This window comes from Dyella sp. GSA-30, assembly GCF_027924605.1.
Taxonomy (GTDB): Bacteria; Pseudomonadota; Gammaproteobacteria; order Xanthomonadales; family Rhodanobacteraceae; genus GSA-30.
The window spans coordinates 284,451-296,432 of the sequence record NZ_AP027042.1 but is presented as its reverse complement, the minus strand read 5'-3'; the positions used below and the strand labels follow the sequence as shown (position 1 = coordinate 296,432).

12 protein-coding genes are annotated in these 11,982 nt (G+C 62.5%); 4 read left to right on the top strand and 8 right to left on the bottom strand.

The window, feature by feature from the left end:
- Positions 1-144: 144 nt before the first annotated feature.
- Positions 145-312 (bottom strand): 50S ribosomal protein L33, encoded by a 168-nt coding sequence (gene rpmG, locus QMG46_RS01345; RefSeq protein WP_126675274.1) that lies wholly within the window; start codon positions 310-312, stop codon positions 145-147.
- A gap of 11 nt (positions 313-323) precedes the next feature.
- Positions 324-560 (bottom strand): 50S ribosomal protein L28, encoded by a 237-nt coding sequence (gene rpmB / locus QMG46_RS01340; protein ID WP_090449535.1) that lies wholly within the window; start codon positions 558-560, stop codon positions 324-326.
- 336 nt (positions 561-896) lie between these two features.
- On the opposite strand from rpmB, the gene secB reads away from it, so the two are divergent.
- The 3 genes from secB to QMG46_RS01325 all read left to right on the top strand — a co-directional run bounded on the left by secB (position 897) and on the right by QMG46_RS01325 (position 5,604).
- Positions 897-1,400, top strand: a complete 504-nt coding sequence (gene secB / locus QMG46_RS01335) for a protein-export chaperone SecB (protein ID WP_281850634.1) — start codon at positions 897-899, stop codon at positions 1,398-1,400.
- 10 nt (positions 1,401-1,410) lie between these two features.
- Entirely contained in the window at positions 1,411-2,436 is a 1,026-nt protein-coding gene (locus tag QMG46_RS01330) for an NAD(P)H-dependent glycerol-3-phosphate dehydrogenase (protein WP_281850633.1), read from the top strand.
- Between the two features lie 147 nt (positions 2,437-2,583).
- The gene (locus QMG46_RS01325) at positions 2,584-5,604 is read left to right on the top strand and encodes a DEAD/DEAH box helicase (protein ID WP_281850632.1); all 3,021 of its coding nucleotides are present in this window, start codon (positions 2,584-2,586) and stop codon (positions 5,602-5,604) included.
- On the opposite strand, the gene QMG46_RS01320 is transcribed toward QMG46_RS01325, so the two are convergent.
- The 5 genes from QMG46_RS01320 to QMG46_RS01300 form a co-directional block, all read right to left on the bottom strand.
- On the bottom strand, positions 5,568-6,569 hold the full coding sequence (locus QMG46_RS01320) for an MBL fold metallo-hydrolase (RefSeq protein WP_281850630.1): 1,002 nt from the start codon (positions 6,567-6,569) through the stop codon (positions 5,568-5,570). The two genes, QMG46_RS01325 and QMG46_RS01320, sit on opposite strands and share 37 nt — an antisense overlap.
- 23 nt (positions 6,570-6,592) lie before the next feature.
- The gene (locus tag QMG46_RS01315) at positions 6,593-7,465 is read right to left on the bottom strand and encodes a helix-turn-helix transcriptional regulator (RefSeq protein ID WP_281850629.1); all 873 of its coding nucleotides are present in this window, start codon (positions 7,463-7,465) and stop codon (positions 6,593-6,595) included.
- Positions 7,466-7,699: 234 nt separating this feature from the next.
- Positions 7,700-8,476 carry an HvfC/BufC N-terminal domain-containing protein gene (locus tag QMG46_RS01310; protein WP_281850628.1) on the bottom strand — a complete coding sequence of 259 codons (777 nt, stop codon included), beginning with the start codon at positions 8,474-8,476 and terminating at the stop codon, positions 7,700-7,702.
- Positions 8,473-9,324 carry an MNIO family bufferin maturase gene (locus tag QMG46_RS01305; RefSeq protein WP_281850627.1) on the bottom strand — a complete coding sequence of 284 codons (852 nt, stop codon included), beginning with the start codon at positions 9,322-9,324 and terminating at the stop codon, positions 8,473-8,475. The genes QMG46_RS01310 and QMG46_RS01305 overlap by 4 nt, the downstream gene beginning before the upstream one ends.
- Positions 9,325-9,400: 76 nt before the next feature.
- On the bottom strand, positions 9,401-9,670 hold the full coding sequence (locus QMG46_RS01300) for a BufA2 family periplasmic bufferin-type metallophore (protein WP_281850626.1): 270 nt from the start codon (positions 9,668-9,670) through the stop codon (positions 9,401-9,403).
- Between the two features lie 270 nt (positions 9,671-9,940).
- Here QMG46_RS01300 and QMG46_RS01295 point away from each other — a divergent pair, with 270 nt between their 5' ends.
- A complete protein-coding gene (locus tag QMG46_RS01295; RefSeq protein ID WP_281850625.1) occupies positions 9,941-10,402 on the top strand; it encodes a DoxX family protein in 462 nt (153 codons plus the stop codon).
- Between the two features lie 72 nt (positions 10,403-10,474).
- On the opposite strand, the gene QMG46_RS01290 is transcribed toward QMG46_RS01295, so the two are convergent.
- The gene (locus QMG46_RS01290; RefSeq protein WP_281850624.1) at positions 10,475-11,842 is read right to left on the bottom strand and encodes a glutamate--cysteine ligase; all 1,368 of its coding nucleotides are present in this window, start codon (positions 11,840-11,842) and stop codon (positions 10,475-10,477) included.
- Positions 11,843-11,982 lie beyond the last annotated feature (140 nt).

Here is an 11,982-nt window from a genome sequence, read left to right as displayed (position 1 = left end):
CCCGGCCTGCGCCGGGATGACGAATAGGAGAGGTTTTTTAGAGATTCTCTGAAGCCGCCCCACAATGAGGCATGACAGGGCCATAAAAAAACCCGCCACAAGGGCGGGTTTTCGAAGAGATCAAATAATTCGCCTGATGGCGAATTATTTGATCTTGCCTTCCTTGTAGATCACGTGCTTACGGACAACCGGGTCGTACTTCTTGAACTCGAATTTGTCGGGCGTGTTCTTCTTGTTCTTCTGCGTGGTGTAGAAGTGGCCGGTACCGGCCGACGAGATCAAGCGGATCTTGTCTTGCTTGCTATTAGCCATGACTTATCTCCTCAGACCTTTTCGCCGCGGGCACGCAGGTCGGCGATCACGGCCTCGATGCCCTTCTTGTCGATAGTGCGCAGCGCCTGGTTGGAGACGCGCAGTTTCACCCAGCGGTTTTCGCTGGCAACCCAGAAGCGACGCTCATGCAGGTTGGGCAACCAGCGGCGACGGGTCTTGTTGTTAGCGTGCGAGACGTTGTTACCAGTCTGCACACCCTTTCCGGTGACTTGGCATACACGGGCCATGATGACCTCCGTAAAATTTTTGACCGCCCGTTAGCCAGGGCGACATCGGCCCAGCGGCGCCTCGGCGCCCGCGATGCTGGAGATTGAAGCTTTCGAGGTTGCCGTTAAGGCCCGCATCGCGTAGCGGACATGCCCGATAGAGTCGGGCCGGCATAGTCGAGCCGTGTATTCTCTCAGGAAATCAGGGCCGTATGCAAGTTCCCGGGGTTTCCCTACTGACGCCCGGGGCGTTCGCCTGGGCCTGCAGGCTGCGGCATGTGCTGTTCCCCGTTCCCCGCCGTTATGAAACAATCGACCTCTTTGCTTAAACCGCATTCGCGAACCGAGGGATACCCGATGGCAGACGTTATCGCCAACGGCCAGGCCAATGGCCAGGCCAACCAGCCGCAGCTGGTGCTGCAGAAGATCTACGTCAAGGATGTTTCGTTCGAGGCGCCCAATGCGCCGCAGATCTTCCAGGAGATCGGCGAGACCGACCAGCCGCCGCAGGTGCAGCTCAACCTGGGCCACAAGGCCACCTCGCTGGGTAACGACCTGTACGAAGTGACCCTGAGCCTGACCCTGACCTGTGCGGTCGGCGATCGCACGGCGTATCTGGCCGAAGTGGAGCAGGCCGGTCTGTTCGGCATTGCCGGTTTCAGCGAGCCGGACCATGCCGGCATCATCGGCAGCTACTGCCCGAACCTGCTGTTCCCCTATGCGCGTCAGGTCATTTCCGGCCTGGTGCTGGAAGGCGGCTTCCCGCCCTTCCTGTTGCAGCCGATCAATTTCGACGCGTTGTATGCCGAGCAGCAGCGCCGCATGACCGGCGGTGACGAGGCTCCGACGCTCAACAGCTGAGCCAAGGGCCATGGCCGTTCGACCGACACTGGCCGTTCTTGGCGCAGGCTCCTGGGGCACCGCCCTGGCGGCGCTGGCTGCCCGAAACGGTGTGCCCACGCGCTTGTGGGGGCGCGATGCCAATGCGTTGGCGGCCATGGCCGCCACGCATCGCAACGCGCGCTATCTGCCCGACCTGGAGCTGCCTGCCGAGCTGACCTACGAAAGCGATCTGGCGCGCGCATTGCGTGGCGCCGATGTGGTCCTGATCGTGGTGCCCAGCCATGCGTTCGCGGCGATGCTCGATGAGATCGCCCCGTTGCTTGAACCGGGCGCATCGATTACCTGGGCGACCAAGGGGTTCGAGCCGGGTACCGGCCGCTTCCTGCACGAGCTGGTCGCCGAAAAATTGCCAGGCCGCTCGGCGGCAGTCGTTACCGGGCCGTCGTTCGCCCGCGAAGTGGCCGCCGGGCTGCCCAGCGCGGTCACGGTGCACTCGGAAGACGACGCGTTCGCGCACAAGGTGGCCTCGCTGCTGCATGCGCCGAACCTGCGCGCCTATTCGGGCAGCGACGTACTTGGTGCCGAGCTCGGTGGCGCCATGAAGAACGTGCTCGCGGTGGCCACCGGTGTCGCCGATGGCATGGAACTGGGCCTCAATGCACGTGCCGGCCTGATCACCCGCGGCATGAACGAGATGCTGCGCCTGGGCGTGGCACTGGGTGCGCGTCCGGAAACGCTGATGGGCCTGTCCGGTCTGGGCGATCTGGTGCTGACTTGTACCGGCGATCTTTCGCGCAACCGCCGCCTGGGCCTTGCCCTGGGTCGCGGCAAGGCCATCGACGAAGCGGTGCGCGAGATCGGTCAGGTGGTCGAAAGCGTGCTGACGGCCAATGAGGTCGTGCGCCTGGCCGACAAGCACGGTCTCGAACTTCCCATCAGCCGCGGCGTGCACGCCGTGCTGCATGGCGAAGTGACGCCGGTGGAAGGTCTCAAGGCATTGATGGCGCGCGAACAGAAGCCGGAATATCCGCAGTCGTTGTTCGAGAAGCCTTAAAGCCGGTCGCCATGCGCTTTTCAGGCTGCATGGCGGCCTGCTTCGCTCTTCACAGTGAACGCCGCGAACGGCTTCACCATTTTATTGCGGACATTCGCACGGCGAGCTTGCTAAGCTCGGTTCCTTTGGGCGCCATCGCGAGTCGCAATGCAGCCATCGGACGAACAGCCGCTACGCTCTACCTCCGCGCTGGAAGACAGCGAAGACGTGCTGCCCGGCGTGTGGAGCAAGCTGCTTGCCGTACCGGTGCCGCCCCCGGCACATGAACCCGGTGTACTTGGCTTTTTCCTGGAAGTCATGGCCGAGGAAGGTGCCGCTTGGGCGCATCTGGAAGTCGCGCCGGCGCTGCTGTCGGTAGGTGAGCAAGGGCGCTTCGTACGCCCCGCGCCGCTCGATAGCAAGCATCTGGCGCACGTACCGTTGGCGCCCCATGAACAACGTCTTGCCGCCACCTTGCTCGGCCTGCCGCAGACCCTGCGCAAGAGTCGCAGCTACGCGCGGCTGTCCGGCCATGTCGGCGATGTACTGCTTGCCGAAATACTCGATACCTCGCCGTGCTTCCTCGGTGGGCTGGCTGGTTTGCGCCTGTCCCGCGGCAAGTCGCACCAGCTCAACTGGCATTGGCAGATGGAAAAGGACGGCAGCCAGCGACTGCTGCCCGCCATGCCGACCAACTTGCGCCTGCTGCGTATCAATGGCTTGTGGTATCTCGATGCCGAACGTGCCGAACTTGGCCGCCTCGATGCCGATGCGGAAGAAACCCATTGGCTCGACCTCCCGCCGCTCAAGCACGAATACAGCCAGAACCTGCGCGACGCGTTACCGGACAGTCGTCTCGCGCATCGCGTGCCGCTACCCCAGGTGTTCGGGGAGTTACGCAAGTCGGAGCTCGCGCCCAAGCCGGTGCTGACCTTGCATGCATTGACGCGGCACGCCCGCCTGGCCGCAGGTACGCCGCCGCTGGCCTATGCGCGCCTTGCCTTCGATTACGCCGGCGAACGCCTGCCGGGTCGTGGCGGCGAGCCGCTGGTGCGGCGTGTACGTAACGGTCATCTGGTCGAGATCACCCGTCGTCGTGCCGAAGAGCTTTCGGCAATGGAACAGCTCGAACGCGCCGGCCTCACACCGGGCGTCGACACCGAAGGGCTGCCCTGGGACCTTGCCGACACCTTGCCCGAGGATGCCTGGCTGTTCCCTGGCAAAGGCTATGCCGGCGCTCTCGAAGTCAACACGCCGGCACGTTGGCTGGCGCTGCGGCCCAAGCTGGAGGGCGAGGGGTTTCAGCTCGACTACAACGCCAGCTTTCCGTTCGAGGTGCTGGAGGGGCCGGTCCGCTGGTACGGCAATGCGGTGGAAGACGCCGACGATCATGCCTTCGATCTGGAAATCGGTATCGAGGTGGAAGGCAAGCGGCACAACCTGCTGCCCGCGGTGGCGCAGGCGCTGGCCGAGCACCAGTTGAATCTCAGCCCGTCGCCGAATGAGCCCGAAGACGCCGTTTGGTACGCGCCGGTCGACGAACGTCGACGCGTGCCGGTGCGTCTGAAAGAGCTGCGTGGCCTGCTTGCGCCACTGGCCGAATATCTGGAGCGCCCGCGCAAAAAACTGCATCTGCCGCGCGTGCAGGCCGGGCGTCTGGAAGAAATCGTCGATGCGTTGCCGTCGGGCGGCGAGCTGCAGGCACCGGAGCAACTGCGTGGCTTCACGGCGCGTCTGCGCGATGCCGCCGAACGTGCCAGCGATGCGGTGCCCGCCGATCTCACGGTCGAGCTGCGCCCTTATCAACGCGAAGGCCTGCGTTGGTTGAACGCGCTGGCGGAAGCCGGCGTTGGTGGTGTGCTGGCCGACGATATGGGCCTGGGCAAGACGCTGCAGCTGATCACCCACCTGCTTGCACTGAAAGAGCAGGGGACGTTGAACCAGCCGGCGCTGATCATCGTACCGACCAGCCTGATTCCCAACTGGCAATCGGAAATCGCGCGCTTCGCGCCGGGCTTGCGCGTATTGGCGCTGCACGGCCCGCAGCGCGGTGGCGAATTCGGGCAGCTGGGCGCACAGGATATCGTGCTGACCAGCTACGCCCTGCTGCCGCGCGACGTGGTGACGCTGCGCAAGCAGCCGTTCTCGCTGATCGTGCTGGACGAAGCGCAGCAGGTGAAGAATCCACGCACCCAGGCGCGCCGTGCCTTGCTGACCTTGCGTGCGCCGCGCTGCGTCTGCCTCACCGGCACGCCACTGGAAAACCATCTCGGCGAGCTGTGGTCGCAGATCGATCTGGCCGTGCCTGGCCTGCTTGGCGACGAGGGTGCGTTCCGTCGTCACTATCGCGTGCCGATCGAAAAGCAGCGCGACACCGAGTGCCAGGATCGTCTCAATCGTCGCCTCGCGCCGTTCATCCTGCGACGGACCAAGGCGCAGGTGGCTTCCGAGTTGCCGCCGAAAACCGAAATCACTCGCCGCGTCGTGCTCGAAGGCCGCCAGCGCGAGCTATACGAAAGTCTGCGTCTTTCACTGGCCGACGAACTGCGCGAAGTCATCGCGCAGCGCGGTATCGCCCATAGCGGCATTGTCGTGCTCGATGCCCTGTTGAAGCTGCGCCAGGTCTGCTGCGATCCGCGCCTGGTGAAGCTTGAAGCTGCGCGTGGCGTGCGCGATTCGGCCAAGTTCGAGTTGCTGATGGACATGCTGCCGGCCTTGCTCGCCGAAGGCCGCAAGGTGCTGCTGTTCTCGCAATTTACCGAAATGCTCAAGCTGATTGCCGTCGAACTCGATCGCCGACGCATTCGCTATGTCACCCTTACCGGCGAGACACGCGATCGCGCCGAGCCGGTGCGCCAATTCCAGGAAGGCGAAGTGCCGCTGTTCCTGCTGTCGCTCAAGGCCGGCGGCGTGGGCCTGAACCTGACCGCGGCCGACACGGTGATTCATTACGACCCGTGGTGGAATCCCGCCGCCGAAGCGCAGGCCTCCGACCGTGCGCATCGCATCGGCCAGGACAAACCGGTATTCGTGTTCCGGTTGATTACCGCCGGGACCGTCGAGGAGCGTATCGAGGAGCTCAAGGCACGCAAGGCGGAACTGGCCGAGGCGGTGCTCGAGGGTGGCGGCAGTCGCGAGCGGCTGAGCTTCGATCAGGGCGATCTGGATGCGTTGCTGGCGCCGGGTTGAGGCGCGATCGCGGAGTGGTCGCGGCTGAAGTCGTGACCCTTCGAAGCATCCAAACTCACGCATTCCCCATCATATCCAACGAGCACTTCGCCCGAAAAGATCGAAGCGATCGTCCGTCGGATCGCCGGCATCGCCTGCTCTGAGCGCACCATCCAGTGCGACAACAGGAGTCGACGCACACCCGCCTGCTTGGCCAACGCTGCAATGCGCGACGGCGGTGCATGCAGCGCGTTGGCTACCGGATCGTCGCCGCCTTCGGGAATCGCCATGTTCGCCACCATCAGATCCGCATGCTCGGCCAGCTTTACCAAGGCTGGCGCACGCGCATCGGTATCGCCCAGATACACCACCGCATGGCCGTCGACATCCACCCGGTAAGCCAACGCGGGTACTGGCCCGTGCTTTACCGGCGTGGCGCGTATCGTCATGCGCTCGTTCTTGAATACGACGGCGATGTCGCCATCGCGCGGCGACAAGGTCTCGGGTTTGATCCGGTAACTCGCCTCACCATCGCGCATGAATCCACCCAGGTATGGGTAAGCGGCGCGTTCGTCGGCGAACAGTGCTTGCAGAAAGGTTTCTACGGAAGGAAAGCCATGGCCTGCGGCCGGTCCCAGAATGGGCAGCGCGCGGTCGCGTTCACCGAAGAACGACGCCTTGATATAGGCGGGAAGGTCGGCGCTGTGATCGGTATGCAGATGAGTCAGCGCGATGACATCGAGATCCTCGATGCGTGCATGCGCCTTGCCGAAATTCACCGCGGTGCCGCTGCCTGCATCGAACACGGCGCGGGCCTTGCCGTCGATCCATAGCACATGGCCGCTCTGTGCGCGCCCATTGAGCTCCGGCCCGCCGCTGCCCAGTACTTGCCAGCCGACCTTTACGGCACATGCGACGGGTGCCGCAAGCGCCGTAGTGCACGATAGCGCAAGGCACATCGACGCAACGCAGAGAAAGTGACGCAAAGCCTGGGCTCCGTGATGGGAGGTCAGTTGATCAACACGTTGGGTATGACCGGTACATCAGCGGGCTCGGCAGGTGCCTCGTCGCTCTCGGATCGGATGCGGCCCGGGCTGACGCCACTGACCCGCTTGAAGAGGCGGCGGAAAGCCGCCTCGCTGCTGTATCCCAGTTGCTGGGCGATGGCGGCCACCGACATCTGTCTGTCCCGCAGCATCTGTTCGGCTATCGTCACGCGCCACTGCGTGACGTACTGCATCGGAGGCACCTTCATCAGCTGGGTGAAACGTTCGGCGAAAGCCGAGCGCGACATGCAGGCCAGCGATGCCATGTTCTGCATCGTCCAGGCATGTCCGGGGTTTTCATGCACCGCCTGCAGCACTCGGCAGATGCGCGTATCGCCCAGGGCGGCGAACAGTCCACGGCGATCTTCGGCGCGATGCGCGTAATCGCACACGGCCAAGGTAAACAATGCGTCGGCCAGTTTGTTCAAGAGAACCTGGCGTCCGACCATGCCGGAATTGACGACATGCACCATCATTTCCGAAAGCTGGCGAAAGGTATGGCCAGCCTCTTTCGAACGCACGACGAAGCAGGATGGCAACGCGTGATTGAGGGGATGGTTGGAATTGCCCGAGAAGTGCAATTCACCGCAGATCAGGCTGGTGACGTCATCGGCACGCAGATCGGCTCGACCGTCGACGCGAAGCGAGTGAGCATCGCCATGTGGCAGCACCACCAGATCGCCGGCGTCGAGCGTCATGGCTTCTTCCAGGGAACGGCTTTCCACCTTGCACTGTCCCGCTCCGACCAGATGGAACAGTCCACAGTGGTAACGGGGTTCGTCTTCGTACCAGGTGCCGCAGCGATGCAGCTCGGCGATAACGTCGACGCGCAGCATCGACTGGTTCAGTAGTGACTCAAGGGCTGGCTCGATAAGAATCGGAGCGGGCCCCCCTTCTACTAACAGGCGGGGGTTGGGCTCGATATGCACACGGCGTTCCTTCTGTGTGTTGTGTCCTATGTTCACACTACGGCCCTCCGGTTTCATTCCGATAACAGGCCTTCGCGGAAGCAGCTTCCGAAGTTACATCACAGTACTCGATATCGATGGGTCATGTAGGGGGATATGACATCAGACTGTGTGCGCCCGCAGCAGATGACTGGCCAGCCAACCCTGCAGTATCGCCACCATGCGCGCTGGCGCGGCGGATTCGTCATGAAAACGGCCCAACCGGTCGCATAGTTCGGAAAATGTCGCGCCGCCAATGGCGGCTTCCAGCACGATCAGCTCATCGTCCTCCAGTGTGCGGTAGCGTACGGTCCATTCCTGGCGCCAGATCAGCACGGACTGAGCCGTGCTGTAATGCACCAATTTGGGTTTGGGCTCGCCCAGGTCGGCCGCTTTGCGGAAGGCCGCCACGTTGTAAGACGTGGACAGTATCTGCAAGCGGTATTGAGGATGCAGCAGTAGCCTGGCCCAATCTTCCGGGGCCAGCTGGGCGAGAGCCTGCGGGTCCATCACCGGCTCGTCCGCGGCATCGAAAACTGTGGAAATCGCCCAGTCGAGCCTGGCCATATCCGCGAACGCGGGTTTATCCCGCCATGGGCGCCCATAGTCGAGGAAGGCAGCCAGCCCGGCGCCATGCCAGCGTATGTTGTAGTGACCGGAGGGATGCGCCTCGAGGTAGCCTGCTCCCAGCCGTTCGAACCGGCGCCCAGCCATCAGGGCCAGGCCGGGATACTCGATGGCGAGAGCTTCGAGCAGACGAGCCCGATAAGCATGGTGATAGACCGCAAAGCGGGTGGCGGCATCGGCGCGCTCGTCGCCGCGCAGAATCTCCAGCGGCGGCGCCTGTTCGGCCAGCATCGCGTGCAATACCTGCTGCTGTATGTCGCGCAGAAGAGTCATGCGGCTTCCTTCAGCAGGGGAAGCGCCAGCTCCCGTGCGCGGTCGAGTTCTTCGAGCAGTTCGGCCAGCGGGGGAATGTGGTCGTCGCGCTCGATCATCGTCGATACCCGGCCGTAGCGACGGACTGCTTCCACATACAGTTTCCATACCGGATCGACGATCGGCGCGTCATGCGTGTCGATAAGCAACTGCTCGCCATGTTCGTGCCCGGCAAGATGGAACTGCTGCACGCGCCGCGCCGGAATACCGTCGAGGTAGTCGAGCGGCGAGAAACCATGATTATGTGCGCTGACATGAATGTTGTTGATGTCCAGCAACAACAGGCAGTCGGCTCGTTCGGCCACTGCGGCCAGGAATTCCCATTCGGTCAGCTGCGAATCGGCGTAGGTGATGTAGCTGGACACGTTCTCCAGCAGGATGCGCCGGCCAAGGACGTCCTGGACGCGACTGACGCGCTCGACGACATGGTCCAGCGCCTCCTCGGTATATGGCAGCGGCATGAGATCATGCAGATTGATACCGTGCGCGCCAGTCCAGCACAGGTGATCGGACACCCATTGGGGTTCCACGCGGTCCGCCAGCGCGGCCAAGCGCTGCAAATAGCCTTCGTCCAGGGGATCGGTGCTGCCGATCGATAGCGAAACGCCGTGCATGACCAGCGGGAAACGCTCGCGGAATTTCTCCAGCCACGATAGCGGGCGCCCGCCGTGCACCATGTAGTTTTCCGAAATGATCTCGAGCCATTCCACCTGGCCGGGATGATCGAGCAGGGTTTCGTAGTGGTCGACGCGAAGGCCAAGTCCAAATCCGAGATAAGGCAGATATTTCGACTGGTTTTGCGTGTTCATGACGGAACCTGGAGCTTGAAGAAAACAAAAAGGCGGAGCTTTCGTCACGAGGGTGCCGAAAGCTCCGCACAGTGCCTTACTTGGCGGAAGCCTGCGCAGCGTCGCAGTCGGCCTGGCTCTTCTGCATGGTGAAGCCCTGGCCCTTACAGGCGTTCTGGCCCTTGCATGCATTGCTGGCCTGCTTGCACGCGCCATGGCCCTTACAGGACGAGGAGTGCTCGCACTTGACCTTTGCGCTGTCGCCCTGGGCGCCGTGGTTGTCGGCTGCGGCGTTCATGGAAGTCACGGCAAACAGACCGGCAACCGCCAGGGCCATGGCACCACCGTTGATCTTGTTGAGCTTCATAGAGGTAACTCCTGAGTGAATCGGATTGATTTTGGGGTGTCGTGCCGGGGCCCCGTGAGAAAGCCGGCCATGCTCGACGGGTACCATTCTGGTCCTGTCCATCGGCCGTGACTGCCACCGGGCATCTGCATTTTGTATCCGATCGTCCGGCTTGGACTACAAACCTGTAGGAAAGGACGCAGAGCAAGAAAGGCCGGACGGGCGAACATGGCGGCGCGGCATTGTGCACCTGCATCATGAGCCGACTCTCACCTGCCCGGATTTGCCTACATGCGTCAGCCCATTGCCGATATTTCTTCGCGCCTGCTCGACTTCCTCTATGGAGTCCGCTGGCTTGGCCCGTTGGCGGCTCGTCTTTCCTTCGGTTATTTCTGGTTGGAAACGGGCATTGCCAAGGTGCAAAACCTGGACGGTTTCACCCAGCGCTTCATGGGCTGGGGCGTTCCTTTTCCCGCCTTCAGTGCCGCGCTCTCGGCCTGGACCGAGCTCGTTGGCGGCGCGCTCATCATGCTGGGCCTGTTCACCCGCCTGGTGAGCATTCCGATGATCATCAACATGGTCGTGGCGATCGTGCTGGTGGTGTCGGCCAATTTCCAGGGCATCGACGAATTCGTGGAAGCCGACGAAACGGTCTACATCCTGATTTTCTTCTGGCTGCTGATGGCCGGCCCGGGCAAGGTGAGTCTGGATACGTTGCTGGCCCGTTGGCTGGGTATTCGAACGAAAGAGTGATGATGAAAAGAAAAAAGCCGGCACATGAGCCGGCTTTTTTTCTATCACAGATGGTCAGGCCGCTGGTCGGCCTCAATAAGCAAACTGCTTGAACACCGGATCTACGCTTCCGCCCCATGCGCCATGGAACAGCTCAAGCTTGCGCTCCGCCGGCGTCTGGTTAGCTTCGGCAATTTCGATCAGTGGCTCCAGGAACAGGCTTTCATCGGCGCCATGCTTGTTGAGCTTGTTGCGACGCTTCAGGCCATGCACTGCGATCTTCAGCGTTTCCTGAGCCAGCTCCCGCACGCTGTAGTTGCGGAATTTCAGTTTCAACGCTTCCTTGGGCACGCCGTCGCGCAAGGCATGACGTTCTTCGCGGGTGAAATCCTTGACCAGGTCCCACGCCGCATCGAGTGCTTCATCGTCGTACAACAAGCCGACCCACAGCGCCGGCAGGGCGCACAGTCGGCCCCAGGGGCCGCCATCGGCGCCGCGCATTTCCAGGTACTGCTTAAGGCGCACTTCCGGGAAAGCGGTGGTCAGGTGGTCGGCCCAGTCGCGCATGGTGGCATGTGTGCCCGGCACGGCGGCGAGCTTGCCTTCCATGAAGCGCTTGAAGTCCTGGCCCGAAAGATCAATGTAGCGGCCATCCTGATAGCTGAAGTACATCGGTACATCGAGCATGTAGTCGACATAGCGCTCGTAACCAAAGCTCTGATCGAAGACGAAGTCGAGCATGCCCGTACGATCCTTGTCGGTATCGGTCCATACGTGCGAGCGATAGGACAGATAACCGTTTGGACGTCCTTCCGTAAACGGTGAATCGGCAAACAGTGCCGTGGCGATCGGTTGCAGGGCGAGACTGGCGCGAAATTTCTTCACCATGTCCGCTTCGCTGGAGAAATCGAGGTTCACCTGCACGGTGCAGGTACGCGTCATCATGTCCAGGCCGAGCGAGCCGACCTTGGGCATGTACTCGCGCATGATCTTGTAGCGGCCCTTGGGCATCCATGGCATTTCGTCGCGGCGCCATTTGGGCTGGAAGCCCATGCCGAGAAAGCCGATGCCTAGCTCGTCGGCGACCGAACGCACTTCTTCCAGATGCGAATTCACTTCGCAACAGGTCTGATGAATGGTTTCCAGCGGTGCGCCGGACAGTTCCAGCTGGCCTGCCGGCTCCAGGGTGATCGAGGCTTTGTCGCGCGATAGCGCTACCGGGTTCTCGCCCTCGCGTGCCACGTCCCAGCCGTAACGTACGGCCAGGGTCTCCAGCAGTACGCGAATGCCGCGGTCGCCGTCGAAGGTGGGTGGGCGCAAGTCGTCGTTGCGGAAACCGAATTTCTCGTGCTCGGTGCCGATGCGCCAGGCTTCGCGCGGCTTTTCGCCGGCGGCGAGGTAATCGGCAAGCTGCTGGCGGCTGCCGATCGGCGTGCTCTTGACGGCACTGGGAATGGACACGGGTGACTCCTCGTCTGGGCAGCCACTCCCTATGGGGGTGGGAGTGGCGATTTCAAAGGCCGTCCAGGGCCGGCGACCGGAAGAAGTGATTGTAGGGCCTGAAACGCCCAAGCGGATGACAGCGGGGCAGTCCGGCGGGC

Bases quoted from the DNA above. Each gene is read 5' to 3' on its own strand.
- rpmG (WP_126675274.1), bottom strand. From the start codon at position 312: ATGGCTAATAGCAAGCAAGACAAGATCCGCTTGATCTCGTCGGCCGGT.
- rpmB (WP_090449535.1), bottom strand. From the start codon at position 560: ATGGCCCGTGTATGCCAAGTCACCGGAAAGGGTGTGCAGACTGGTAAC.
- secB (WP_281850634.1), top strand. From the start codon at position 897: ATGGCAGACGTTATCGCCAACGGCCAGGCCAATGGCCAGGCCAACCAG.
- QMG46_RS01330 (WP_281850633.1), top strand. From the start codon at position 1,411: ATGGCCGTTCGACCGACACTGGCCGTTCTTGGCGCAGGCTCCTGGGGC.
- QMG46_RS01325 (WP_281850632.1), top strand. From the start codon at position 2,584: ATGCAGCCATCGGACGAACAGCCGCTACGCTCTACCTCCGCGCTGGAA.
- QMG46_RS01315 (WP_281850629.1), bottom strand. From the start codon at position 7,465: ATGCTGCGCGTCGACGTTATCGCCGAGCTGCATCGCTGCGGCACCTGG.
- QMG46_RS01310 (WP_281850628.1), bottom strand. From the start codon at position 8,476: ATGACTCTTCTGCGCGACATACAGCAGCAGGTATTGCACGCGATGCTG.
- QMG46_RS01305 (WP_281850627.1), bottom strand. From the start codon at position 9,324: ATGAACACGCAAAACCAGTCGAAATATCTGCCTTATCTCGGATTTGGA.
- QMG46_RS01300 (WP_281850626.1), bottom strand. From the start codon at position 9,670: ATGAAGCTCAACAAGATCAACGGTGGTGCCATGGCCCTGGCGGTTGCC.
- QMG46_RS01295 (WP_281850625.1), top strand. From the start codon at position 9,941: ATGCGTCAGCCCATTGCCGATATTTCTTCGCGCCTGCTCGACTTCCTC.